Raw genomic sequence first — 24549 nt, forward strand, 5'->3', positions numbered from 1 at the left:
CGGGTTCTAGCATGCGACCATGAATTCGTCCCCGTTCGAAACCGTCGACTGCGTTGTCATTGGCGCAGGTGTTGTCGGCCTCGCCGTCGCCCGCGCTCTTGCCCTTGCCGGCCGTGAGGTCATCGTCGTGGAGGCGGCCGACGCCATCGGCACAGAGACCAGTTCGCGCAACTCTGAGGTCATCCACGCCGGCATCTACTACCCCAAGGGCAGCCTGATGGCCCGTTCCTGCGTGGCCGGCCGGCGCATGCTCTATGCCTATTGCAAGGACCACGGCGTGCCGCATCTCAACTGCGGCAAGCTGATCGTGGCGACCAACCAGGCCGAGAGCGAGAAGCTTGCCGAGATCAAGGGAAGGGCCGAGGCCAACGGCGTCGAGGGCATGCGCTTCCTGAGCGCCGCCGAGGCGATGGCGATGGAGCCCAACCTGCAATGCACCGCGGCCTTGCTCTCGCCCAGCACCGGCATCGTCGACAGCCATTCGTACATGCTCGCGCTGCAGGGCGACGCCGAGAGCCACGGCGCGATGTTCGCCTTCAACAGTCCGGTGAAGAGCGGCCGCGTCGTCGATGGAGGCGTGGAGATCGAGGTCGGTGGAACCGAGCCGATGAACCTGCGTTGCCGACTGCTGATCAACGCGGCGGGCCTGCACGCCCCCGGCCTGGCAAAAAAGATCGTGGGCATGCCATCCGAGCACATTCCGACCGCGTACTACGCCAAGGGAAACTACTTCACCTTGACCGGCCGTTCGCCCTTCTCCCGCCTGATCTACCCGGTGCCCGTGCCGGGCGGCCTCGGTGTGCACATCACCGTCGACATGGGCGGGCAGGCGAAGTTCGGTCCCGACGTCGAATGGATCGACAGCATCGAATACAGCGTCGATCCCCATCGCGCCGACAAGTTCTATGCCGCCGTGCGCAAGTACTGGCCGGGCCTCAAGGACGGTGCCCTTCAGCCCGGTTATGCCGGCATCCGCCCCAAGATCGTGCCGCCGGGTGCGCCGGCGCAGGATTTCACCATCACCGGCCCCGCCGAGCATGGCGTGACCGGCCTCATCAACCTGTTCGGCATCGAATCGCCCGGCCTCACCGCTTCGCTGGCACTGGCCGAGCAGGTGCGCGACCTCGCCCGCTCTGCATGACCCGCTCTGCATGACGTTGGCGCGGCGAGGCCTCATTGCCGGACTTCTCGGCCTGCTCGGCGGCTGCTCTCCTGCCGCGCTCCTGAACACGACAGTCTCACGCTCAGGCTACAGGCTCGACGCCGACATTCCCTACGGCAGCCTTCCGCGCCAGAAGCTCGACATCTACACGCCCGAGGAGCCGCGCGCGGACGGGAAGTCGGTGATCTTCTTCTACGGCGGCTCGTGGGACTCCGGCGCGAAAGGCGATTATCTCTTCGTCGGCCAGGCGCTGGCGGCCCGCGGCATCACCACCATCATTCCCGACTATCGTGTCTATCCCGAGGTGCGCTACCCGACCTTCCTCGACGATGGCGCGGCCGCCACGGCCTGGGCGGCAAGCCGGGTGGGAGCGGACAAGCTGTTCGTCGCCGGCCATTCCGCCGGCGCCTACATCTCGGTCATGATGGTCGCCAACACGCCCTATCTCGCGGCGGCAGGCGTCGATCGCATGAAGCTGCCGGCGGGTATCGGCATCGCTGGCCCCTACGACTTCCTGCCCCTCACGTCGCGGCGCCTGCAGGAGATCTTCGGCGGGCCGAACCGACGCGAAACCCAGCCGATCGAATACGCCCGTGCGCCTCTGCCTCCCCTGCTGCTGCTGCACGGCACCGCCGATACGACGGTGAAGCCTTTCAACAGCGAGCGCCTTGCGGCGGCCTGGCGCAAAGCCGGCGGCAAGGCCGAACTGAAGCTCTATCCGGAAGTCGATCACATCGACATCGTCGGCTCCTTCTCCGAACTGCTGCGCAAGCGCGCGCCCAGCCTCGACGACACGATTTCCTTCATCGACCACACCTGATCCGCATCGCGGACGGGATGTCCACGGTGCGATCCGTAGGCTGGCCCCCGGCCTCCGGGTTCGCTAATGCTTGGGGAACTTACCCAGGGGGAAAAGTCCATATGATCAAGACGCGCTTCACCGAGATGTTCGGCATCAAGCACCCGATCGTGCAGGGTGGCATGCAGTGGGTCGGCCGCGCCGAACTCGCTTCCGCGGTCTCCAATGCCGGTGCTCTCGGCATCCTGACCGGCCTCACCCAGCCGACGCCCGAGGATCTGCGCAAGGAGATCAAGCGCTGCCGCGAGATGACCGACCAGCCGTTCGGCGTGAACCTCACCATCCTGCCGACGCTCGTGCCGCGCCCCTACGGCGAATACATCGACGCCATCATCGATTCCGGCATCAAGATCGTCGAGACCGCGGGCAACAATCCCAAGCCCTTCCTGCCCAAGCTCAAGGAAGCCGGCGTGAAGGTGATCCACAAGTGCACCGCGGTCCGCCACGGCCTCTCGGCAGAGAAGGCCGGCGTCGACGCGATCTCGATGGACGGCTTTGAGTGCGCCGGCCACCCCGGCGAGGACGACGTGCCGAACCTGGTGCTGCTGCCGGCCGCCGCCAACGTCATCAAGATCCCGATGATCGCCTCGGGCGGCTTCGCCGACGCGCGCGGCCTCGTGGCCGCACTCGCGCTGGGCTGCGAGGGCATCAACATGGGCACCCGGTTCATGGCGACCAAGGAAGCGCCCATCCACCAGAACGTGAAGGAGAAGATCGTCGCCTCGGACGAGCGCAGCACGTCGCTGATCCTCCGCACCATGCGCAACACCAGCCGCGTCTATGGCAACTCCGTCGCCAAGAAGACGATCGAGATGGAAGGCGAGGGCAAGACCATCCAGGAGATCGGCCCGATCGTCGCTGGCGCCAAGGGCAAGGTCGTCTACGAGACCGGCGACATGGAACACGGCATCTGGTCGGCCGGCACCTGCATGGGCCTGATCAACGACATCCCGTCCTGCAAGGAACTGGTCGAGCGTATCGTCCGCGAAGCCGAGGAGATGATCCGCGGCCGCCTCGCCAAGTCGCTCGCGGCTTAGCGCTGGAAGCGTCAAGGGAGCGCGCAACTCCAGTTGCGCTCTTTCTTTGATGCTCGACGAAGCTTGAGCGCAACTGGAGTTGCGCGCTCCTATGACCGCGGTCCCGCGCGGTAGCGCTTCCAGCTTCGCCACAAGAGGCCGCCGAGCGGCGGCAGGAAACACAGACTCGCGACGATGATGGCCATCGCCGCGACGAGGCAGCCCCAGCCGCGCTGGACGCCCACGACGCATTGCCAGTCGAGGGCCATGAAGACGAGCGCTCCCAGAAAAACCGGGTTGGCGACAACGGCGACCGCCCAAAGCTGCCAGGCCGGCGCCTCGACGCCGGGTTTCCATTGGCACACCAGCGAACTCACGATCGCGCCGGCCAGCATTCCGAGGCCACCGATCAGCATGGCCTCGGCCGCCAGGAAGGCCCCCGCTCCCGCGCCCACGAGAAGGGCGGCGACCAGGTGGCCCATGACGAAGGGTCGGATCCGCAGCATGGAGTCAGAAACCACGCACGCCGCCACGACGCCGCTTCCACGCGCGCCATAGCAACCCAGCCGACGGTGGCAGCAGGCAAACGACAATGACGAGGACGGCAACCATGGGACCAAGGCAGGCGAAGAGTTCGCCTCCGCGGGGAAAGCAATGCCAACCTGCCCCGGCAAGCAATAGAGCAAACCACACCAGGGGATTGCAGACCATCGCGACCAGGAGCAGCTTCCAACCCGCTGCTTCTTGTGTTGGCCAGATGAACGACGAGATCACGACGCTTACAGCCGCCCCTCCGAACATCAAGCCGGTCGTCAACAGTGCCGATCCGAACCCTATCTGCGCACCGGCAACCACGCCGATCCCAAGGGCGGTAATAAGCTGCGCAGAAACAAAGGGAGGGATACCGTACATGTGCCCTGTTCGTAGCCTGTGAGCCTACTCGACTGCCCACAGGCGGCCCAGATCGGTTACGCCATTATCAGCTGATGGCGCGCCGTGCATCAAACCAGGTTAATGCGGCAGCCGCAGACCTCGACCTGAGCCGGGCCCATCTTGCGGCCACGCTTCTCGGCAGCCGCCAGCACGCGCTCGCGATCGACGACCTTCACGTCGTAGGCCGAGACGCCCGGGCCGCGTCCGTCGACGATCGGCACGAAGCGGATCTGCGAGCCGTCGAGGCGGATGATGTTGTCGATCGCCGGCCGGTTCAGGATCCGCGACCAGGAAGCGGCGGCGCCGTCCGGATCGTCATGCTGGATCTCCACGCCGGCCAGCCCGTTGGTGACGTCCGAGCGCGCGTGCTTCAGCCAATCCTTCTCCGCCGGCGGCCACCACAGGGCCGGATCGGTGCCCTTGGGCGCGAAGGTCGTGTCCAGCGACAGCAGCACGCCGTTCGTGTCCGACGGATGGAAGTGCGTGTACTGGTATTCCGGCAGGTCCTTCTCGGCCACGGCGCGGACCCCGAGGGCCGTCACGCGCTGGCGCTCGGCGGCGGCGTCGGGCACCTGGATGATCACCATGTAGCCGCCATCGCCCTTGCGGCGGTCGATATAGCGCCCCGCCGAGGTCCCTTCCTTGAACGGCGAGACGATTTCGAGGAAATCATGCCCGGTCGGACAGACCACATTGGCCAGCCCCCACTTGGCGACGCCCGGATCGCGATAGGCGACCTCGATGCCCAGGATGTCGCACAGCTCCTCGGCGGAGCTTTCCAGGTCCTTGCAGACGAAGACGCATTGCCTCAGCCTCATTGCTTCGCTCCCATTCGGTTGTTGTACCGGCTATCGTAGTCCCATGCGGACCGTGTGGACCATGGGCTTCGTGGCAGCGGCCGCCCTCTCCTTCTGCTTGCCGGACTTCATCGTCTTCCGCTTCACGCAGGCGGCGATCTGGGCCATCGCGCTCATGGGCCTGGTGATCGTCTGCGGCGTGAGCGGGCAGTTCTCGCTGGCGCAGGCCGCCCTGTTCGGCATTGGCGGCTATGGCGCGGCGATGCTGGCCGCACACACCGCGCTTTCGCCCTATGCCGGTCTCGCGCTGGCTCCGCTGCTGGGTTTCGCCGCGGGCTATGGCATCGGCCGTGTCGCCGGCGCGCACACGCTCTGGACGCAGGCCCTTGTCACCTACGCCGTCGTCATCGCCTTTCCGCAACTGCTGCGCTGGCGGCCGCTCGAGCACTGGACCGGCGGCGTCCAGGGACTTTATCTCGACTTCCCGCCGCCACCGACCGACCTGCTCAGCAACGACCGCTGGGCTTTCCTGATGGCGGTTGCGATCCTGGGCACCGGTACCTGGCTCGCGCACAATCTCATCCACAGCCGCTCCGGCCGCGCCATGAAGGCGGCGCGCGACCAGGATCTCGCGGCGACCGCCCAGGGCATTCGCGTGCCGCAGACCCGTGCGGCGGCGAGCGGCATCGCCGGCGCCTACCTCGCCGTCGCCGGCTGCCTGTCGGCCTGGCAGTTCGGATTCGTGGGACCGGGCAGCTACAATTTCGCGCTGTCCGTCCAAATGCTGTTCGGCCTGGTGATCGGCGGCATGCACTCGCTCGCCGGCGCCATCCTGGGCGGGCTCTTCCTGCAGTTCTTCCCCGACGTCACGGCGGGGCTCGGCAAGGGCTACTCGGCCCTGCTCTATGGCCTGCTGCTGATCGCCGCCATGGTGGCGCTGCCGGGCGGCCTGGCGGGCGCGCTGGCCCGCCTTGCCGCCTGGCTCAAGGACAAGCGTCCTTGACCGAGCCTACTTGCCCTTGAAGACCGGGGCGCGCTTCTCGACGAAGGCGCGAGCCGCTTCCTTGTGATCTTCCGTCTCGCCGGTGCGGATCATGCGCGCAGCCTCGCTGTCGAGCGCCTCGGACAGCGTGCCCTCTTCGGCAACCTTCATGTTCTTCTTCACGTGCCACCAGGCGACGCGCGGACCGGCCGCCAGCTTCTTCGCGAAGGCCATCGTCTCGGCATCGAGGTTGGCGTCGTCGATCACGCGGTTGGCGAGGCCGAGCTTCTCGATCTGCTCGGCGTTCAGGATCTCGGCGGTGAAGTAGAGCTCGCGGGCCTTGGCTGTGCCCACCAGCTTGTGCAGGAAGTAGTGCGAGCCGAAGTCGCCCGAGAAGCCGACCTTGGCGAAGGCCGTCGTCATGCGCGCGCTCTTGCCGACGAAGCGCATGTCGGCGGCGAGGGCCAGCGACAGGCCGGCGCCGGCGGCGACGCCGTTCACCATGGCGATCGTCGGCTTGCCCATCTCGTGCAGCAGCTCGGAGACCTTCATGCGCTCGCGGATGTCGTGGACCTTGTCCTCGTAGGTCTTGTCGTGATCACGACCAGCGGCCATCGACTTCACGTCACCGCCGGCGCAGAACGCCTTCTCGCCCGCACCGCGCACCACGACGCAACCGATGGCGCGGCTGCCGGCCGCTTCCTCGAGCGCATCGGACAGCGCCTGCATCATGTCGCGGCTCAGCGCGTTCATGGCGTCGGGACGGTTCAGAACGATCTTCATGACGCCGTCTTCGACGGTCTTGATCAGATGCGACATTGGCTTCCTCCGGGATTGCAGTCGGCGAGTGTTGCGGCGAATGTTTCCCAAACCAATCAGTCGCGCAACGACATTCCGTCTTGCTGGGCGGAACACGCCGGGAGGCCCTTCGACCATGGATTACGAGACCCTGCAGACCGCTCTCGCGAACGGCGTGATGACGGTCACGCTCAACCGTCCCGACAAGCTCAACGCCTTCTCGACGACGATGAGCCGAGAACTCATCGACTTCTTCCAGCGCGTGAATTCGATGGACGAGGTGCGTGCCATCGTCGTCACCGGCGCCGGCCGCGCCTTCTGCGCCGGCGCCGACATCTCCGGCGGGACGGGCGCTTTCCAGGTCTGGAACGACGGCAACAAGCCGCAGAAGCGCGAAGCCAGCGATTCGATCACCCTGGCGATCTTCAATTGCCTCAAGCCTATCGTGGCGGCGATCAACGGCGCCGCCGTGGGGGTGGGGATCACCATGTGCCTGCCCATGGACATCCGCATGATGTCGACCACAGCGCGAATCGGCTTCGTCTTCAACAAGCGCGGCATGGCCATGGAGGCCGGCAGTTCCTGGTTCCTGCCCCGTCTCGTCGGCATGCAGCAGGCGCAGGAATGGGTGATGACCGCCGAACTGTTCGGTGCGGACGAGGCGCTGAAGGGCGGCCTCGTCCGCTCTGTTCATGAGCCCGACGAACTGCTGCCAGCGGCGCAGGCGCTGGCGGCAAAGTTTGCCGCCGCGACGTCCTCCGCCGTGGCGGCGGCGGTCAACCGGCGCCTGATGTGGAGCATGTGGGGCGCGCAGGATCCGCTCGACGCCGTGACGCTCGACCTGCAATGCGTCGGCCATCTCGCAGCCGGCGCCGATGCGCAGGAGGGCATCAAGTCGTTCTTCGAGAAGCGCGCGCCCGACTTTCCTCTGAAGCCCTCGAAGGACATGCCGCCCTTCGGACCGTGGGCAAAGTAGAACCGGGCGCGTGGTCGGGAAGCGGCCTCGCAAAGGCGGCCGGCGGCGCACCCCGCAGGCTAGAGCCTTAGCACATACATGACGAAGGGTTCGGCTGGCCCGCTTCCGGACCTGTAGAGAGCGCGTGCCGCGACATTGTCGGGCTCGGTACCAACCCAGGCTTCCCGACAGCCCAGTTCTTTCCCGTGCGCGAGCATGGCGTCGAGAAGCCTCCGGGCAATTCCCTGCCTCTGGCACGCCGGCGTCACACCCACCTCGTCGATGTAGAGTTCGGTCGGTCGACCGTCCGGATGACAGTGCACGACGGCGGCGATCTGACCGACGATCTGCCCATCGACGATCGCCACGAAAAGATAATGACCGGGCGCGGCGAGATAGCGGGCGAGTTGGTCACGCTCCAGGGCATGATCGAAGACTTCCGGCGCCACGCGCTCGAACAGCGCCTCATCGCCCGGCCGCACGTATCTAATTTCCGCGGTCATGATGCCTCCGTAGCCGAAGGCTTCAGCGCTGCGACCAGGGCCCGGGCAATAGCCGCTGGCGGCTTGCCATCCGCCCTGTACCAGGTCGGGGTCCAGTTGAGCGCTCCCAGAAGCTGAAGGCGCCAAAGGCCTCGATCGATGCCGGGCGCCAGCGGCAGGGCCGCGACCAGGCCGATGAAGCGCCGCTCGTAGCCGTCGCGCATCTTCACCAGCCGGCGCCGCAGCCTCGGATCGAGCCGGCTGAGATCGGCGGTCATCACGGCCGCATGGGCCCGATCGGCTAGCAGGGAATCCAGGTGGGCGATGCAGGCCGCCTCCAGGCGCTCCCACGGCTCTTGCCGTCCCTCCAGCGCCGCATCGACCGCGCCGCCGATCTCCGCCACCCCGCGCTCGTAGACGGCGGCGATCAGGTCGTTCTTCGAGGGGAAGTGATAGTACATCGAGCCCGCGAGCATCCCGGCCTCGCCCGCGATGTCGCGCATCGAGGTGGCATCGAAGCCCCCGCGGGCGAACAGGCGGGCGGAGACGGCCATCAAAGTCTCTCGGGACATGGGCCCTTGTACCAACCAAACGCTTGTTTGGTAAACCGCGAAGCGCTAGCCTCGCCCGGTGACCTACGCCTTCGATCTCGGCAACCCCGCGACCAACGCCAATCCGTTCCCGGAATTCGCGCGTCTGCGTGCCGAGGATCCGGTCCACTGGTCGTCCGCCATGAAGGCCTGGATCATCACGCGCCACGCGGACGTGAAGCAGGTGGCGCTGAACAGGCAGATTTCGGCGGACCGGCTGACGCCCTTCTTCAAGACCAATGCCGAGTACCAGCGCGGCTCGATCGACAGCCTGGTTCGCTATCTCAATCACTGGATGGTGTTCCGCGATCCGCCCGATCACACGCGGCTGCGGCGGTTGTTCAACAAGGCCTTCACGCCAACCTCGGTCTCCAACCTGCGGCCCGGCATCGAGGGCATCGTCGCCCACCTGATCGACGGCATGGAAGCCAAGGCCCGGCGCGGCGAGACCGTCGACTACATCGCCGACTTCGCCTATCCGCTGCCGGCTTCGGTGATCATGGACCTGCTGGGGGTGCCGCGAGCCGACCTCGAGCGGGTGAAGATCTGGTCGGACGACATCGCCCTGTTCATCGGCACCGCGCAGGTTGCCGGCAACAAGTACCTGCGCGCCGAAGCCGGCGCGAAGGCCATGGCAGACTATTTCCTCGGCCTGATCGCGGCGCGCACGGCGGAGCCGCGCGACGACATGATCAGCAACCTCCTGCTGGCGCGCGACGATCGCGAAGCCCTCACGACCGACGAGATCATCGGCACCTGCATCCTGCTCCTGTTCGCGGGCCACGAGACGACCACCAACCTGATCGGCAACGGCTTTCTGTACGCGATGAGGAACCGCGATCAGTGGGAAAGACTGGTTTCAGACACCAGCCTGGCCGAAAGCGCCGTCGAGGAGTTCCTGCGCTACGACGGCCCCTCGGGCGCCCTTGCCCGCGTCGCGGGGGCAGACATCGAGATGGGCGGCAGGACGATTCGCCAGGGGCAGCGCGTCTTTGCCTTCATGAATGCGGCCAATCGCGATCCCGAGGCCTTCGCCGATCCCGAGCGTTTCGACATCGGCCGCGAACCCAATGCCCACCTCACCTTCGGTCACGGCATCCATTTCTGCCTGGGGGCGCCGCTCGCCCGCCTGGAGGCGCAGATCGCGACCACCCGGCTCGCGGAACGCCTTCCAGGCATCCGGCTTTCCGGCGGCGATCCAGAATGGCACGATTCGCTCATCCTGCGCGGCGTCAAGCGATTGCCGGTGCAGCTCTTCTAGGGAGATCTCGGCATGGCCTCTGGGATTCGCGATAAGGTCGCCATCGTCGGCATGGGCTGCACGCGCTTCGGCGAGCACTGGGACAAGGGTGCCGAGGAACTGATGGTCGGCGCCTTCGAGGAGGCGATCGCCGACGCCGGCATCGAGCGCAAGCGGATCGATGCGGCCTGGCTTTCGACCTGCCTCGACGAGGTCCATGTCGGCAAGTCGGGCCTGCCGCTCTCCGAGACGCTGCGCTTCGACTACATCCCCGTCAGCCGCGTGGAGAACTACTGCGCCTCCGGCTCCGATGCCTTCCGCTCGGCGGTCTATGCCGTCGCGGCCGGCGCGTGCGACATGGCGCTGGCGCTTGGCGTCGAGAAACTGAAGGACACCGGCTTCGGCGGCTTGCCCGGGCTCAATGCCGGATCGACGCCGCCGCTTTGGTGGGCGAACCTCACGGCCCCCGGCAGCTTCGCCCAGCTCGCCTCGGCCTATCGCGCCAAGCATGGCGTCAGTCGGGACGACCTCAAGCGGGCGATGGCCCACATCTCCGTCAAGAGCCACGCCAATGGCGTCAAGAATCCAAAGGCTCATCTGCAGCGTGCGATCACCGAAGCCGATGTGTTGAACGCGCCGCTGATCGCCGATCCGCTGGGCCTCTACGATTGCTGCGGCGTGAGCGACGGCGCGGCCGCCGCCATCGTCACCACGCCCGAGATCGCCCGCAGCCTCGGCAAGAAGGACATCGTCTCGGTCAAGGCGCTCCAGATCGCGGGCTCCAATGGCGTGGAGGAACAACACAACACCTGGGACGGGAGCTATTTCGCAACCGCCCGCGTCGCCGCCCAGCGTGCCTACCGCGAAGCCGGCATCGAGCGTCCGCGCGAGCAGCTCAGCCTGGTGGAATGCCACGACTGCTTTTCCGTCACCGAGCTGGTGACGCTGGAAGACCTGTTCATCTCGCCGGAGGGCGGCGCGGTGAAGGACGTGCTCGACGGTTTCTACGATTCGGACGGCAAGGTTCCGTGCCAAATCGATGGCGGCCTGAAATGCTTCGGCCACCCGATCGGCGCGTCCGGCATCCGGATGATCTACGAGATGTATCTGCAGCTGCAGGGCCGCGCCGGCGCCCGGCAGCGTCCTGATGTCCGTCTCGGCCTCACCCACAACCTCGGCGGTTTCCCGGCGCGCAACGTCTGTTCCGTCGCCATCGTCGGCGCCCTCGGCGCCTGATAGAAGGCTTCTCATGAAGGCCATGATCTGCCGCCAGTGGGGCGGTCCCGAAGACCTGCGACTGGAGGAGATCCAGCCCGTCCCGCTGAAGACCGGCCAGGTGCGCATCCGCGTGCGCGCGGCCGGCGTCAGCTTCGCCACCACGCTGGTCATTGCGGGCAAGTACCAGCGCCGCCCGCCCTTCCCCTTCGCGCCCGGTACCGAAGCGGCAGGCGTCGTAACGGAGGTCGATCCGGCATGCAAGCGCATCAGGGTGGGCGACGAGGTCGTGGCCGTGCTCGATTGGGGCGGGCTCGCGGAGGAAGTCGTCGCGCACGAGGTCAACGTCTTCCCCAAGCCGCGCACCGTGGGCTTCGTCGAGGCCATCCAGCTCGCGATTTCCTATCCGACATCGGCCGGCGCGCTGACCTGGCCCGAGGGGCTGGACGTGCGGTCCGGCCACACGCTGCTGGTGCACGCCGCGGCCGGCGGCGTCGGCATGGCGGCGGTCGAGATCGGCAAGATCCTCGGCGCGACGGTAATCGCCACCGCAGGCGGCGCGCGCAAGACGGAGTTCGCCAAGGCGCACGGCGCCGACCATGTGATCGACTACAGCGCCACGGATTTCCGCGAGGAGGTGCTCAGGATCACCGGCGGCCGTGGTGTCGACCGTGTCTACGACCCGGTCGGCGGCGATGTCTTCACCCAGTCGCTGCGCTGCATGGCGGTGGGCGGACGCATCTGTCCCATCGGCTTTGCCAGCGGCACCATTCCGCAGATTCCGGCCAACATCCTGCTGGTCAAGACGCTGGCCGTGACGGGCTTCAACTACGGCTACTATGTCGGCTGGAGTCCGCACGACGCGCGCTTCGAGGAAGCGCATCGCACGCTTGCCCTGGCGGAGCGAATCCGCGACTGGTGCGAGCAGGGACTTTGCCGCCCGCATGTCGACCGTACCTTCGCCCTTCCCGAGGCACCTCAGGCGATGCGTGCCCTTCTGGAGCGCAGCGTGACCGGCCGCGTCGCGATCGTGATGGAATGACGGCCTACTTCTTCGTCAGCTTGCCTTCGAAGACGCAGTAGCCGTCGAGCTTGATCCGGGAATCGCCGTCCTTGATCTGGCCGATGACGTCCATCATGCCGCCGCCGCCGACCATGGCAGCGGTCTTGATGGCTCCATTCCTGCCGAGCGTGGTCTGGAAAACGCGCTCCGGCCGCCCCTCCTGCTGGAACCTGCCCCTGACCTGGTCGCCATCCACGGTGACCTCGACCACCATCTTGTATGTCGGGCACTTTCCGCTGCCGGGAACATTCGTGCCGTAGCCGGTCCAGGCATAGACGACGGGGTCGGCCTGCGCTGCGCCGGCAACGAACAGGAGGGCCACGGTGGTTGCTGCAAAGATCCGGCTCATCGAGGGTCTCCCGTGTGGGGCAAGCGTTGGAGGCAGGTCGGCGAAATCCGTCGAGGAAATCGACGTGCTACCGGCCGGTGAAGTTGGGCTCCCGTTTCTCCAGGAATGCCTTGATTCCCTCCTTCATGTCTTCCGTCTGCATCAGCGGCAGAAGCTGGAGGAAAACATGATGAACGTGCTCGTTGAAGGGCTCGTTCCAGGCCATGCGCATCATCCGCTTCGCCGCCTGGATGGCGAGCGGCGCGTTCGCGGCGATCTCCAGCGCCAGGTCGCGGGCGGCGCCCATGACATCCGCATCGGGCACGACCTTGTTCACCAGCCCGATCTCCAGCGATTGTGCGGCGTTCAGGGTCCGCCCCGTGAAGATCAGTTCCGCCGCCTTCGCCCAGCCCAGCATGCGCGGCAGGTACCAGGTGCCGCCCGACTCCGGCAGCACGCCGCGCTTGGCATATGAGGCGGCAAGCTTGGCCGACTGCGCCATCACCCTTATGTCCGCACCCAGCGCAAGGTCCAGCCCGTAGCCCGCGGCCGAGCCGTTGAGGGCGCAGATCACTGGCTTGTCCATCGCATGCAGGACCGGCGGCGGCGTGTTGCGCAGGTCGATATTGGTCGGCGTCGCGCCCGAGCCGACGCTCAGATTGTCGGTGCCCTTGTTCTGCGCCTCGAGGTTCAGGCCGGCGCAGAAGGCGCGGCCGGTTCCGGTCAGGATCACCACGCGGACGGCGCGGTCCTCGTTGGCCTTCACGAGCGCATCGGTGAGCTGCTTCAGCATCGGGCCCGAGATCGTGTTCATGCGCTGTGGTGCATTCAGCGTCACGGTCGCGATCGCGCCGTCGATGGCATAGAGCAGCTCATCGGGCATTGCCGAAGCTGTTGGCTGGGCCGCAAACTGGCTCATGTTTCCTCCCTCTGGCGATTGCCGCTATGGTGGCGCAGGAGATCACAACACGCCATGCAAAACCGTTTCATCGACCTCTACAGCGACACCAAGACCAAGCCCTCGCCCGGGATGCGGAAGGCCATGGCCGATGCCGAAGTCGGCGACGAGCAGAAGATGGAAGACCCCACGGTCAACCGCCTGCGCGACCGCGTGTGCGAACTTCTCGGCAAGGAAGACGCGGTCTTCCTTCCCAGCGGCACCATGGGCAACCAGATCGCCATCCGCGTCCACTGCCGCCTGGGCGACGAGGTGATCGCCGACCGCACCGCCCACATCATCAATGCCGAGTCGGGCGGCACCGCCGCGAACGCGGGCGTGATGATCCGCATGCTCGACGGTCCCTACGGCGTCTTCACCGGCGAGCAGGTCAAGGAAGCGATCCGCGATCCCAACAGCCGCAACGCGCCGCGGTCGCGGCTTGTGTCGATCGAGAACACGTCGAACGGTGGCTGCGGCACCGTGTGGCCGCTTGCCACCATGCAGGGCGTGACGAAGGTCGCGCGCGAGGCCGGCCTCAGCCTGCATATGGACGGGGCGCGTCTCTGCAATGCGGTCGTCAAGTCGGGCACCAAGGCCAGCGACTACGCCGCCTGCGTCGACTCGCTGTGGCTCGACTACACCAAGGGCCTCGGCGCACCGGTCGGCGCCAGCCTTGCGGGATCGAAGGAGTTCATCCACGAGGCCTGGCGTCAGAAGCAGATGCTGGGTGGCTCGATGCGGCAGTCCGGTGTCATCGCCGCAGCCGCGCTCTATGCGCTGGAACATAACTGGGACCGGCTCGCCGAGGACCACGACAATGCCCGCCATCTTTCGGAAGGCATCGCCAACATCAAGGGCCTGAAGATCGACGTGCCGCGCATGGAGACCAATCTGGTCTTCTTCGAGGTGACCAAGCCCGGCTGGACGCCGGCCAAGCTGGTCGAGGCTTGCAAGGAACGCGGCGTCGGCATGGGCACCGCGGCCGGCAATCGCATTCGGGCCGTGACGCACCTCGACGTCAACAGGGCCGACATCGACAGCGCCCTGAAGGTGATCAGCGACGCGCTGGCCGCCTGACAGCTGCGACGGGTCACGGCGCGGCGTGGCCGCGCCGGACCCACTCCTGCACCAGGAAGCGAACGTCGAAGATCGGCTTGCTGTCGTAGCCACGGCCGACCCAGCAGAACTGGCGCTGCTCCAGCTTGCGGTCGGCGACCAGCCGGATGCCCTCTTCGAGCATGCCGCGCCGCGCCAGGGAGACCGCGAGCAGGCCCTGCAGCGTATCGCGAAGGCACGCCATATCCTTGGCGGGCAACTGAGCGACTTCCCGGGGCGGCTGGCGGATGGCCGCCTCGATCTCGGCGGGTCTTCCGTCCCAGGCCAGCGCATCGGCGATCTCGATGAGGCGCCGCGACGCTTCGATACCGTCAGCACCTTTGCGGAGGCCCACCAGCGTCGGAACATCCATGTCGTCGCCCAGCTCGTGCAGCAGCATGACACCGACGAAGATGTCCGAGACGCCGAAGGCTCCGGCGCCGCCGGCGACGAAAGCCCTGAGCATGGTCTTCGCCTTCTCCGTCTGCCGCTGCATGAGCAGCAGGCGAAGAGCCGCCAGATCCTTTGCCGGAAACACCCCGAGATAGGCGTCGAGGGCAGCGGTCGCGCGCGACCGAAGGCCCGCATTTTCCTGGGCCTCGATCAGGGGCACGATGCGCGACCCGTCGAATTCGCTCGCGGCCGGGTCCGACTCGACCAGCGCGTGGGCATCGGCGATCCGGCCTTCCAGCACCAGTGCGACGAGCTGGAGACGGCCAAGAAGCTGGGGATTCATCCGCTCGACGCTCTGCCGCTCCGTCTCGGAGAGGTCACCGATGCGCTTCGCCAGGGCCGAGTGCGGATAGGACGCCAGAAAGCCAACCGCCCAGTCGAGACTGAGCGCCTTCGCGGTAACCTCGTCGATCGCTCCACCGGCTGCCAGGCGCGCCAGGATCAGCGATTGACGGGTCCAGTGCCACGCGAGGACCGGCCCGATCTCTCGGCGTGCGGTATCGCCTTCGGCGCCGGCGGCGAGGATCGCCGCATTGGTGAGGTCGATGCCGTTCTCGCGCGCGCTCTTGTCGAAGATGGCGATCAGCTGGTCGATCAGTTCGACGGAGCCATCGCCCCCACCGGCGCCGGCGACCGTCTCGGCGAGTGCCACGAGGTAGGGACGTCCCGGAGTCGTCCCGGAAGGATCGGCCGTCAGCTTGAAGGCCGACTGCCAGTAGACGCTGCGTTCCTGCCAGCGCCGCGCGAAGTCTCGACCGAGCGTCCAGTCGCAATCGCCATAGTCCGTGGAGACCCGGCGCTCGGGCGAGAACTGGCGCGGCTCGACGGCTTCGATGACCTTGCGTGCGAGACGCTCCACCTCGGCGCCATCGCCGCGGCGGCTGGCGGCCACCGCGAGGCGGATCAGGATCTCCGGCCCCGCGGGCGCGCGGCGAGTCGTCTGCGTCATGGTGCGGTTCGCCCGCTGCTCAGCCTCGGCCGTGGCGCCGAGGTCCGCCAATCGTGGACCGATCGTGTAGTCGAGCTCGGGCTCGGTCAGACGGACGGCCACCTGCCGGGCGAGCGATCTATAGCCGTGCTGGCACAAGAGGCTGATGCCCAGACCGCGATTGACGATGCCCGCAGTTTCCCCAACGCCCGGCTGCATCGACTGGAAGTACCAGGTCATCGCGTCGGGATCGTTGGCGCGCATGAGTTGCCAGAAATACTGCTGGTTGACGCCTTCGCCTGAGGAAAGCCCGGAATACTGCCGATCGACCAGGAAGATGCGCTGCAGGTCGTCGCGTTCCTCGGCCAGCGATTTCACGACGTTCAGCCCGCCCTCGATCACCTCGCGATCGCCGGATACGGGCTTGTCGCCCAGCGCCTCGTCGATCGTTCTCAGCCTGTCCGCCGCCTCGTACGGGCGACGGTTCGACGGGAGCGAGAGCAGCGCGAGATAGCCCTCGATCTCCAGGCGCCGCTTCAGGTCGGCGTTCGGCTCCTGCCGTGCCTTGGCGAGATGCGCGTCGACCAGTTCGATCGCGCGCCCGAGCGTCGTCCGCTCCGCCGGCGCCTGGGCATGGCCAACCGATGCGGCGCAGGGCATCGTCAGGGCTACTGCCAAGGCAGACTTGATCCAAAGCCTAGATTTCATCGTCGCTGATGGTTGCCCGAACCGGTGTATAAAGCTCCCTAACCAACGACTGAGAGCATTTGGTGGCAAAGACTACAACAACCCGTCCAGCCGGGCACCGCGCCTCGATTCTGCCTGCATTGGGCCGATGAGTACCGCCCTCAAGCTCGGAGAACCGATCACGCGCCGTGAAGATCGACGCTTCCTGACAGGCGCCGGGCGGTATGCCGCGAACACGGCACCGGTCCAAGCCTCGAATGTCCTGTTTCTGCGCTCGCCGCATGCGCATGCCCGGATCTCAGGCATCGACACGGGACCCGCGCTCGCTCTCCCGGGTGTCGCGGCAGTCTTCACGGCGGCCGATCTCCTCGCCGACAAGGTGGGGCATCTTCCGGCCATCAGCGAGCTCAAGGACGAAGCCGGCAACCGCCATCGCGAGCCCCTCCATCTTCCCATGCCGGCCGGCAAGGTGAGGCATGTCGGCGACATCGTGGCCATGATCGTGGCGGATACGCTCGAACAGGCGCGCGATGCCGCAGAGGTCCTCGCCGTCGACTACGAAGTCCTGCCGGCGGTCGTGACCGTGGCACAGGCGCTGGCGCCCGGTGCGCCCCTCGTTCACGAGGATGTTCCGGGCAACCTGATGTGCCGCTGGGGCAAGGGCGATCGAGCCGCGACGGACTCCGCCTTCGGGCGCGCCGCTCACGTCTCCACGCTTTCCATCCGCTCGCCACGTCAGATCGTTCACTACCTGGAAACGCGCGCGGCCTGGTCGAGCTACGACGCCACGGACGACCTCGTCACCGTGACCTTCTCCTCGCAGGGCGTCCAGATTCCGCATCGGCTGATGTGCGAGCGCGTCCTCGACCTGCCGAAGGAAAAGCTGCGTCTCGTCACGGAGGATGTTGGCGGCGGCTTCGGTCCCAAATATCCGATATCGGCGGAATCGACCCTGATCGCCTGGGCCACGCGAAAACTCTGCCGCGGCCTGCGCTGGACCTGCGAGCGCGCCGAGCTTTCCCAGGCCGACAGTCATGCGCGCGACCTCGTTGCCACGGCGGAACTGGCGCTGGATGCGGAAGGACGCTTCATCGGCCTGCGCGTGAAGGCCGAGGCGAACTACGGCGCCTATGTCTCGATGTTCGCGCCGACGATTCCGACCACGGGCCTCGCCAAGGTGATTTCGGGCCTCTATCGCATTCCCGCGATCCGCGTCGATTTCGACTGCGCCTTCACCAACACCGTGCCAGTCGATGCCATCCGCGGTGCGGGCAAGCCCGAGGCGCTCTTCCTGCTGGAGCGTCTCGTCGACCTGGCGGCGCACGAGACAGGCCGCTCGCCGGTCGAGTTAAGGCGCATCAACCTGCTGCGCGCCGACGAGATGCCCTACGCAGCCGCCAGCGGTTACACCTACGACGCCGCCGATTGCACCAGACTGTTCGAGACCGCCCTGGCAACGGCCGATGAGGCAGGCTTCGCGGCCCGACGCGCCGCCAGCGAGGCGGCGGGAAAGTATCGCGGGCTTGGCCTGTCCTGCCATCTCCATGGCACCGGCGGTATCGCCGACGAGCATGTCGTGGTCAATGTCGAGGCGGACCGGCTGGTCGCGCGCGTCGGCACGCAAAGCCAGGGCCAGGGCCACGAGACCGTCTTCGCACAGATCCTGTCCGCAGCGCTCGGCGTCCCGGTCGGGCGCATCGAGATCAGGCAGGGCGATACACGCAGCATCCCGCGCGGCGGAGGCACCGGCGGCTCCTCCTCGACCATCATCAGCGGCACCACCCTGAAGCGCGCAGCCGATGTCGTGATCGAGCGTGGCCGCGATCTCGCCGCCGAGCGGCTCGAGACCGCGCCGGCCGACATCGCCTATCGCGACGGCGCCTTCGAAGTCGTCGGCACCGACCGTCGCATCGGACTGTTCGAGCTGGCCGCCTGGAAGCCGTTCGACGGCGATGCCGTGTTCGCCGACAGGATCGATTCCTTCCCCACCGGGGTGATGGTCTGCGAAGTCGAAGTCGATCCGGAAACCGGGGAAACCCACGTCGACCGCCTGCTGGCCGTCGCAGACTGCGGCACGGTGGTGAATCACCGCCTGCTGGCCGGTCAGATGCATGGCGGCATCGTGCATGGGCTGGGCAATGCCCTGATGGAGGAGGCTCTTTACGACGAAGAGAGCGGCCAGCTCCTGAGCGGCACTCTCATGGACTATGCCCTGCCCCGCGCCGATGACGTGCCGTCTCTCCAGGTCGAGACGATCGTGACGCCATCGCCCAACAACATGCTCGGCTTCAAGGGCGTGGGCGAGTTGCCGACCAACGGGGCGCCGGCGGCCGTGGCGAATGCCGTTCTCGACGCGCTGCGGCCGTTCGGCGTCCGCCACATCGACATGCCGCTCACCGCCGCCAAGGTCTGGACAGCCCTGCAACGACGCGGCTGATCAGCCCTGCAGAAGGTCGATCAGCCCCCGGCCCCCGACGTAGAGTCCCGCCAGGATCACGAACACGGCAAAGAGCATCGTCAGCGCCCCCTTGCGGCGCGCCAGGATGGCGTTGGCCTTGGTACCGGCCAATGCGCCTGCGACGCCGCCGGCAATCAGCAGTCCCGCCACGTTCCAGTCGACCAGGCCCGACCAGGCGTAGCTCGCGGCCGCCGAGAGTCCGAAGGCCGTCACGGCCACCAGCGATGCGCTGGTCGCATCCTCGAGTTTCATGTCGGTCGCCAGGATGAGTCCCGGGACGATCAGGAAGCCACCGCCGATCCCGAAGAAGCCGGACAGGAGGCCCACGCCCGCGCCCAGCAGCACGAGGCGCGGCAGCATGTATGCGGCGTTCTCGCGCGTCAGCCAGGCCGACGTCTGGCCACCCTTGTCCTTGGGCCGCAGCATCATCAGACCGACGACGATCATCAGGACGCCGAACAGGGCGACGAGCTTCTGCCCGTCTACCGCCTTGCCGAACGCCGCGCCTGCAAAGGCGCCACCGACGCCGGCCAGACTGAACACGATGGCGCAGGGCCACCGGATCGGCGCCTTGCGCGCGTGCAGCGCCAGCCCGGCCGCCGCATTGACCGCCACGGCGACGGCTGCGGTGCCGATGGCGATGTGGGCCGAGGGCATACCGACGGCATAGAGCAGAAGCGGCACGGCGAGAATGGAACCGCCGCCACCGATCAGCCCGAGTACCAGGCCGACCACACCGCCCGAGGCGAGTGCCGCGACCGGGGCGAACATCACGCCATCGCCTTCCGCGTCACGCGGTTCCAGGGCATCACGGCCAGCAGCTTGGCCATGCCGCACCATCCGGTGCTGCCGGCGAAGACGAGGCCCGCGCCGACGAACGCCGAAAGCGCGAAGAAGGATGGCGCGACCAGGAGCCCCAGCACGACGCCGAGCACCACCAGGCTGCCAGCCACGATCTGGACCTGGCGCATGATCTCGATCGGTTGCTTGCGATCGGTCGAGACCGGGAGGCCGGCGCGCTTCCAGGCGTCGAGTCCGCCCTCCAGGAGATAGGCCTCGCAGCCGGCTGCTTCCGCGAGACGGCCGGCATTCGCGCCGGTCCGCGCGCCGGAGCGGCAGTGGAAGATGACCGCCTTCGCACCCGGCGCCTCGACCGGCTTGAGGGCCGACAGCGGCGTGTGCCGGGTGCCGGGAATGTGCTCGCGCGCCCGTTCGTCGGACTCGCGCACGTCTACGAGCACGGCGCCCTCGGCGACGAGCCGGCGGGCAGTGGCGGCATCGATGGTTTGCAAAGACATATGAGTTCCTTTCCGCGCGGCTCTTCAATCCGCGCAATAGAGACGATGAAGGGTCGACAGCAGCGTCTCGATCCGGACGTCCCCGATCCGATACCAGACGGTCTGCGCCTCGCGCCGGAAGGCGACGATCCCCTCCTCCCGCATGCGGGCGAGATGCTGGGACAGGGCCGACTGCGACAGGCCGACCTCGGCCGCCAGCGTACCGACGGTCGCCTCACCCACCTCCACGAGCTTGCAGAGGATGAGGAGACGGCGGTCGTTGGCGAGCGCCGAGAGGATGCCGGCCACCTCCCCGGCTTTCGCCTGGAGGGCCTTGGGATCGATGTTCTGTTTCGTCTTCATTTTAGGTATTGCTAATTTAGCTATTACTAATATATCCGTCAAGACCACTGAGGAGAGAAATCATGCCGTCCAAGCCCATCATCGACGCCTTCTTCGACGAGGCGACCTTCACGGTGACCTATCTGGTGACCGATCCGCAGACGAAGCGCGCTGCGATCGTAGACCCGGTCCTCGACTACGATCCCAAGTCGGGAAAAGCCTCGACCCGGTCGGCCGAGCGCGTCCTCGCCAAGGCCGCGGAACGGCAGGCGTCCATCGACTGGATTCTCGAGACGCATGCCCACGCCGACCACCTGACGGCCGCGCCGTTTCTCAAGTCGCGGACCGGCGCTCGTACCGTCATCGGCGAACACATCCGCGATGTGCAGAGGATCTTCAGGAAGGTGTTCAACGCCAGCGACGTGAGCGAAGACGGGCGCGAATTCGACAAGCTCGTGGCGGACGGCGAGACGCTGCCGCTCGGCAATCTCGCGATCGAGGTGATGCACCTGCCCGGTCACACGCCGGCCGACGTCGCCTACAGCATCGGAGCTGCGGTTTTCGTGGGCGACACAATCTTCATGCCCGACTACGGCACCGCCCGCGCCGATTTTCCCGGCGGCGACGCTGCGACCCTCTATCGATCGATCCGCCGCCTGCTCTCCCTGCCGGCGGAGACCCGCCTGTTCATGTGCCACGACTACAAGGCTCCCGGCCGCGATCAGTATGCCTGGGAGACCAGCGTTGCCGACGAGCGCGCACGCAATGTCCATGTGCACGACGGCGTGGCGGAAGCAGAGTTCGTCGCGATGCGGAAGAAGCGCGACGCCACGCTGGCTGCGCCGGTCCTCCTGCTGCCGTCGGTTCAGGTCAATATCAGGGCCGGCCATTTCCCGCCGCCGGACGACAACGGGCAGAGCTATCTCCGCATTCCGGTGAAGCTCGTCACGGCCTGACGATTGGCATTGCATTCAGCTCCCGCTAGGGTCGTTCCAAAGGGAGAAGAAACGCATGTCCAAGAAATCGGTCGCCGCGCTGGCGGGCGCGCTCATCCTGTTCGCCGGCTCGGCGTTCGCCCAGGCCGCATGGCCGAACAAGCCCATCAAGCTGGTGGCGCCCTACCCGCCGGGCGGCCAGACCGACGTGGTGTCGCGCTATTTCGCCGAGAAACTCTCGGGCGTCCTGGGCCAGCAGGTCATCGTCGACAACAAGCCCGGCGCCAACGGCATGGTCGGCATGGAGATCGTCAAGAACGTGCCGGCCGACGGCTACACGTTCGTCTACGTCAACTCGTCGATGATGTGCATCAACCCGTACGTCTACAAGAAGATGCCCTACGACGGCTTCAAGGACTTCATGCCGGTGACGCAGCATGGTCTCGCGCCGCTGGCGATGGTCGTGCCGCCGTCGCTCGGCCTCAAGACGGTCAAGGATTTCGTCGCCTGGGCCAACGAGCGCAAGGGCAAGGTCAACTTCGCGTCCTTCGGCAACGGCTCGTCCTCGCACATCTGGGGCGAGATGCTGAACCAGGCCGAGAAGCTCGACATGACCCACGTGCCGTATAAGGGCGCGGGCCCCGCGGTGCAGGATGTCGTCGCCGGGCACATCCCGATGACCATCCAGGATCTCGCCGCCAGCGGCGGTGCGATCAACGGCGGCAAGCTGACACCGCTCGCCGTCACCTCCGCCCAGCGCTGGCCACGCCTGCCGAACGTCCCGACCTTCGAGGAGGCCGGCTACAAGATCAACCTCACCGGCTGGAACGCCATCATGGCGCCGGCCGGCACGCCGAAGGAGATCGTCGAACGGCTGAGCGCGGAGATCCGCAAGCTGGTGCAGACGCCCGAGGGCAAGGAGAAGCTGCTCGACATGGGTCTGATCGCCACCGGCACCACGCCGGCCGAGATGGGCGAGATCATGAGAACCGGCTGCGCCGCCTGGGGCGATGCGGTGAAGCGCGCCGGTGTCGAGCCCGAATGAGCTGACCGCCGCGCGGGAAGCCTTTTCCAGAACGATCCGGGCTGATCCACGTCAAGGACCGGTCGGTCTGCCCATGCGAGCGTGTCCCGCATGGGCTCTCGCATCCTGATCCTGAACGGACATCCAGACGTCACCCGCAAGGGCCTCTGTGGCGCCCTCGCCGATGCCTATGCCGAAGGGGGCGCCGCCGGCGGCCACACGGTCGAGCGGCTCGACATCGGCGCGCTGCATTTCGACCTGCTGCGCTCCCAGGCCGACTTCGAGACCGGAACGGCGCCGGCAGACATCGTGGCCGCTCAGGAGGCGATACGGCGGGCCGATCACCTCGTCGTCGTCTTCCCCCTCTGGCTCGGCGACATGCCGGCGCTGCTGAAGGGGTTCTTCGAGCAGACCCTGCGACCGAGCTTCGCCTTCGCCTACCGCCCCAGCGGTTTCCCTCAGAAGCACCTGCAAGGGCGAAGCGCCCGGCTGGTCGTCACCATGGGCATGCCGGAAATCGTGTATCGCTGGTACTTCCGCGCGCACGCAGTGAAGAACCTGAAGCGCAACATTCTTGGCTTCGTCGGCTATGCCCCGGTCCGCGACACCGTCGTTGGCAGTGTCGGGTCGGCCAAGCCGGCGACCATGGCGCAGCATTTCGAAACTATGCGCGCCCTCGGCCGGGCCGCGCGCTGAGCTAGCGTCGGGAAAGACGGTCGAGCGAGACGGCGATCGCCTCGCGCGCCGCTGCGGGCTGCTCGGCGATCGCACGGCCCAGGAGATCGAGCTGGCGGCGCAAGGTGTGCACCTGGTCGACGAGATCGACCACGGTTTCCACCGATTCGTCGTCGAAGCCGAGTTCGTCGACCAGCTCGCCCAGCAGGCGCGCGCGGGCGACGTCGATCTGTTCGAAGGTCCAGCTGTCGCCGCTGCCGGCCGGCCGCAACAGGCCGCGGGCCACCCAGCGTTCGACGTGAACGGCCGTCAACCGGCCATGCTGGCGAAGCAGGTCGTCGAGGCTCGTCATGTGAACTGCTCCATCTCCTTGCGCGGATCGTAGCCGCGACCCGCTTCCCAACTCGCGAGGAACTCCTTCAGCTTGTCGTCCGGCGTCTCGGGCAGCACGACCTTGAGCTTCACGTACTGGTCGCCGCGCTGCCCGGACTTGCGGTCAAGCAGGCCGCGGCCCTTGAGGCGCAACGACGTGCCGGTGTTCGACCCGGCCGGCACGTTCAGCATCACCGCCCCGCCGACCGTCGGTACCTTCACCTTGCCGCCGAGAGTGGCTTCGGTGACCGTCACCGGCAGCTCGACATGGATGTCGTTGTCGCGCGGCTGGAAGAAGGCGTGCGGCTCGACGTGGATCTCGACATAGGCGTCGCCGGGCGGCCGCCCTTGCGAGCCCGGCATGCCCTGGCCCTTCAGGCGAAGGGTCTGGCCGTCGGTCGTGCCTTCCGGCACGTCGATGTCGAGTGTCTTGCCGTCGGGCAGCGTGACGCGCTGCTTGCCGCCGCGCGCCGCCACGAGGAACGGCACGCGCAGGCTGTAGCTGACGGGCATGCCGCCCATGTCGAAGCCGCCGCCGCCGAAGCCCGGTCCATGCCCGCCCCGGCGCTCGCCGAACATCTCGGAGAAGATGCCGCCCATGTCGACGAAGGACTCATGGCCGCCCGCATGCTCGTACTTGCCGCCACGGCCGCCCGCCTGGTCGCGATAGAAACCGCGCGGCGGCATCTCCTGGCCCGTGCCGTCGATTTCGCCCGCGTCGAAGCGCCGACGCTTCTCGGGATCCGAGAGGATGTCGTTGGCCTGCCCGATTTCCTTGAACTTGGCTTCGGCCGCCTTGTCGCCGGGATTGAGGTCGGGGTGGTGCTTCTTGGCGAGCTTGCGGAACGCCTTGCGGATGTCGTCCTCGGAGGCGGTCCTCGGCACGCCTAGGACGGAATAGGGATCGGTCATAGCCCTACAGATGTGCAGTGAATTGTCACCT

General features: G+C 66.9%; 27 protein-coding genes. 13 read left to right on the plus strand and 14 right to left on the minus strand.

Annotated elements, in window-relative coordinates; translation table 11 throughout:
- Nucleotides 1-19 precede the first annotated feature (19 nt).
- The 3 genes from LJ725_RS05590 (at nt 20) to LJ725_RS05600 (ending at nt 3058) form a co-directional block, all read left to right on the plus strand.
- A complete protein-coding gene (locus LJ725_RS05590) occupies nt 20-1141 on the plus strand; it encodes an NAD(P)/FAD-dependent oxidoreductase (protein ID WP_230549621.1) in 1122 nt (373 codons plus the stop codon).
- 10 nt (nt 1142-1151) lie between these two features.
- Nucleotides 1152-1982, plus strand: coding sequence for an alpha/beta hydrolase (locus tag LJ725_RS05595; protein WP_230549622.1), 831 nt, complete (start codon nt 1152-1154; stop codon nt 1980-1982).
- Between the two features lie 101 nt (nt 1983-2083).
- Nucleotides 2084-3058: an NAD(P)H-dependent flavin oxidoreductase gene (locus LJ725_RS05600; RefSeq protein WP_230549623.1), complete on the plus strand. Its 975-nt coding sequence runs from the start codon at nt 2084-2086 to the stop codon at nt 3056-3058.
- Nucleotides 3059-3147: 89 nt separating this feature from the next.
- Here LJ725_RS05600 and LJ725_RS05605 read toward each other — a convergent pair whose 3' ends face one another.
- The 3 genes from LJ725_RS05605 to LJ725_RS05615 all read right to left on the minus strand — a co-directional run bounded on the left by LJ725_RS05605 (nt 3148) and on the right by LJ725_RS05615 (nt 4788).
- On the minus strand, nt 3148-3543 hold the full coding sequence (locus LJ725_RS05605; protein WP_230549624.1) for a hypothetical protein: 396 nt from the start codon (nt 3541-3543) through the stop codon (nt 3148-3150).
- A 4-nt stretch (nt 3544-3547) separates the two neighbouring features.
- Complete coding sequence (locus tag LJ725_RS05610) at nt 3548-3949, minus strand: hypothetical protein (protein WP_230549625.1); 402 nt, start codon at nt 3947-3949, stop codon at nt 3548-3550.
- Between the two features lie 89 nt (nt 3950-4038).
- Complete coding sequence (locus tag LJ725_RS05615) at nt 4039-4788, minus strand: VOC family protein (RefSeq protein ID WP_230549626.1); 750 nt, start codon at nt 4786-4788, stop codon at nt 4039-4041.
- A 43-nt stretch (nt 4789-4831) separates the two neighbouring features.
- On the opposite strand from LJ725_RS05615, the gene LJ725_RS05620 reads away from it, so the two are divergent.
- A complete protein-coding gene (locus tag LJ725_RS05620; protein ID WP_230549627.1) occupies nt 4832-5770 on the plus strand; it encodes a branched-chain amino acid ABC transporter permease in 939 nt (312 codons plus the stop codon).
- A 6-nt stretch (nt 5771-5776) separates the two neighbouring features.
- On the opposite strand, the gene LJ725_RS05625 is transcribed toward LJ725_RS05620, so the two are convergent.
- Nucleotides 5777-6568 carry an enoyl-CoA hydratase gene (locus LJ725_RS05625; RefSeq protein WP_230549628.1) on the minus strand — a complete coding sequence of 264 codons (792 nt, stop codon included), beginning with the start codon at nt 6566-6568 and terminating at the stop codon, nt 5777-5779.
- Nucleotides 6569-6683: 115 nt separating this feature from the next.
- On the opposite strand from LJ725_RS05625, the gene LJ725_RS05630 reads away from it, so the two are divergent.
- The gene (locus LJ725_RS05630) at nt 6684-7523 is read left to right on the plus strand and encodes an enoyl-CoA hydratase-related protein (protein ID WP_230549629.1); all 840 of its coding nucleotides are present in this window, start codon (nt 6684-6686) and stop codon (nt 7521-7523) included.
- Nucleotides 7524-7582: 59 nt separating this feature from the next.
- On the opposite strand, the gene LJ725_RS05635 is transcribed toward LJ725_RS05630, so the two are convergent.
- Together LJ725_RS05635 and LJ725_RS05640 are read right to left on the minus strand one after the other, a co-directional pair.
- On the minus strand, nt 7583-8005 hold the full coding sequence (locus tag LJ725_RS05635) for a GNAT family N-acetyltransferase (protein ID WP_230549630.1): 423 nt from the start codon (nt 8003-8005) through the stop codon (nt 7583-7585).
- On the minus strand, nt 8002-8538 hold the full coding sequence (locus LJ725_RS05640) for a TetR/AcrR family transcriptional regulator (RefSeq protein ID WP_230549631.1): 537 nt from the start codon (nt 8536-8538) through the stop codon (nt 8002-8004). The genes LJ725_RS05635 and LJ725_RS05640 overlap by 4 nt, the downstream gene beginning before the upstream one ends.
- A 76-nt stretch (nt 8539-8614) precedes the next feature.
- Between LJ725_RS05640 and LJ725_RS05645 the strand changes: the two genes are divergently transcribed.
- The 3 genes from LJ725_RS05645 to LJ725_RS05655 are packed head-to-tail and all read left to right on the plus strand — an operon-like array spanning nt 8615 to nt 12071.
- On the plus strand, nt 8615-9835 hold the full coding sequence (locus LJ725_RS05645) for a cytochrome P450 (RefSeq protein ID WP_230549632.1): 1221 nt from the start codon (nt 8615-8617) through the stop codon (nt 9833-9835).
- Between the two features lie 12 nt (nt 9836-9847).
- Nucleotides 9848-11050, plus strand: a complete 1203-nt coding sequence (locus LJ725_RS05650; protein ID WP_230549633.1) for an acetyl-CoA acetyltransferase — start codon at nt 9848-9850, stop codon at nt 11048-11050.
- Nucleotides 11051-11063: 13 nt separating this feature from the next.
- Nucleotides 11064-12071, plus strand: coding sequence for an NADPH:quinone oxidoreductase family protein (locus LJ725_RS05655; protein ID WP_230549634.1), 1008 nt, complete (start codon nt 11064-11066; stop codon nt 12069-12071).
- Nucleotides 12072-12075: 4 nt separating this feature from the next.
- Here LJ725_RS05655 and LJ725_RS05660 read toward each other — a convergent pair whose 3' ends face one another.
- Both LJ725_RS05660 and LJ725_RS05665 read right to left on the minus strand, forming a co-directional pair.
- Entirely contained in the window at nt 12076-12441 is a 366-nt protein-coding gene (locus LJ725_RS05660; RefSeq protein WP_230549635.1) for a hypothetical protein, read from the minus strand.
- A 67-nt stretch (nt 12442-12508) separates the two neighbouring features.
- Nucleotides 12509-13339 (minus strand): enoyl-CoA hydratase/isomerase family protein, encoded by an 831-nt coding sequence (locus LJ725_RS05665; protein ID WP_230549636.1) that lies wholly within the window; start codon nt 13337-13339, stop codon nt 12509-12511.
- A gap of 54 nt (nt 13340-13393) precedes the next feature.
- Between LJ725_RS05665 and LJ725_RS05670 the strand changes: the two genes are divergently transcribed.
- Nucleotides 13394-14437, plus strand: coding sequence for a threonine aldolase family protein (locus LJ725_RS05670; RefSeq protein WP_230549637.1), 1044 nt, complete (start codon nt 13394-13396; stop codon nt 14435-14437).
- Nucleotides 14438-14450: 13 nt separating this feature from the next.
- Here the strand turns inward: LJ725_RS05670 and LJ725_RS05675 are convergent, their stop codons facing one another.
- Nucleotides 14451-16514, minus strand: coding sequence for a hypothetical protein (locus LJ725_RS05675; protein ID WP_230549638.1), 2064 nt, complete (start codon nt 16512-16514; stop codon nt 14451-14453).
- A gap of 157 nt (nt 16515-16671) precedes the next feature.
- Between LJ725_RS05675 and LJ725_RS05680 the strand changes: the two genes are divergently transcribed.
- Nucleotides 16672-18960: a xanthine dehydrogenase family protein molybdopterin-binding subunit gene (locus LJ725_RS05680; RefSeq protein ID WP_230549639.1), complete on the plus strand. Its 2289-nt coding sequence runs from the start codon at nt 16672-16674 to the stop codon at nt 18958-18960.
- Here the strand turns inward: LJ725_RS05680 and LJ725_RS05685 are convergent, their stop codons facing one another.
- From LJ725_RS05685 to LJ725_RS05695, 3 genes are read right to left on the minus strand one after another with little or no spacing between them, the layout of a single operon-like run.
- Nucleotides 18961-19752 carry a sulfite exporter TauE/SafE family protein gene (locus LJ725_RS05685; RefSeq protein WP_230549640.1) on the minus strand — a complete coding sequence of 264 codons (792 nt, stop codon included), beginning with the start codon at nt 19750-19752 and terminating at the stop codon, nt 18961-18963.
- Complete coding sequence (locus tag LJ725_RS05690) at nt 19752-20279, minus strand: rhodanese family protein (protein ID WP_230549641.1); 528 nt, start codon at nt 20277-20279, stop codon at nt 19752-19754. The genes LJ725_RS05685 and LJ725_RS05690 overlap by 1 nt, the downstream gene beginning before the upstream one ends.
- Before the next feature lie 24 nt (nt 20280-20303).
- A complete protein-coding gene (locus LJ725_RS05695; protein WP_230549642.1) occupies nt 20304-20621 on the minus strand; it encodes an ArsR/SmtB family transcription factor in 318 nt (105 codons plus the stop codon).
- Nucleotides 20622-20683: 62 nt separating this feature from the next.
- On the opposite strand from LJ725_RS05695, the gene LJ725_RS05700 reads away from it, so the two are divergent.
- The 3 genes from LJ725_RS05700 to LJ725_RS05710 all read left to right on the plus strand — a co-directional run bounded on the left by LJ725_RS05700 (nt 20684) and on the right by LJ725_RS05710 (nt 23255).
- The gene (locus tag LJ725_RS05700) at nt 20684-21556 is read left to right on the plus strand and encodes an MBL fold metallo-hydrolase (protein WP_230549643.1); all 873 of its coding nucleotides are present in this window, start codon (nt 20684-20686) and stop codon (nt 21554-21556) included.
- A 55-nt stretch (nt 21557-21611) separates the two neighbouring features.
- Complete coding sequence (locus LJ725_RS05705) at nt 21612-22580, plus strand: Bug family tripartite tricarboxylate transporter substrate binding protein (protein ID WP_230549644.1); 969 nt, start codon at nt 21612-21614, stop codon at nt 22578-22580.
- A 90-nt stretch (nt 22581-22670) separates the two neighbouring features.
- On the plus strand, nt 22671-23255 hold the full coding sequence (locus LJ725_RS05710; protein ID WP_230549645.1) for an NAD(P)H-dependent oxidoreductase: 585 nt from the start codon (nt 22671-22673) through the stop codon (nt 23253-23255).
- 1 nt (nt 23256) lies between these two features.
- Here LJ725_RS05710 and LJ725_RS05715 read toward each other — a convergent pair whose 3' ends face one another.
- Both LJ725_RS05715 and LJ725_RS05720 read right to left on the minus strand, forming a co-directional pair.
- Nucleotides 23257-23586, minus strand: coding sequence for a chaperone modulator CbpM (locus tag LJ725_RS05715; protein WP_230549646.1), 330 nt, complete (start codon nt 23584-23586; stop codon nt 23257-23259).
- Nucleotides 23583-24518 carry a DnaJ C-terminal domain-containing protein gene (locus LJ725_RS05720; RefSeq protein WP_230549647.1) on the minus strand — a complete coding sequence of 312 codons (936 nt, stop codon included), beginning with the start codon at nt 24516-24518 and terminating at the stop codon, nt 23583-23585. The genes LJ725_RS05715 and LJ725_RS05720 overlap by 4 nt, the downstream gene beginning before the upstream one ends.
- Nucleotides 24519-24549: the final 31 nt, after the last annotated feature.

The organism is Reyranella aquatilis, from assembly GCF_020880995.1.
Lineage (GTDB): Bacteria > Pseudomonadota > Alphaproteobacteria > Reyranellales > Reyranellaceae > Reyranella > Reyranella aquatilis.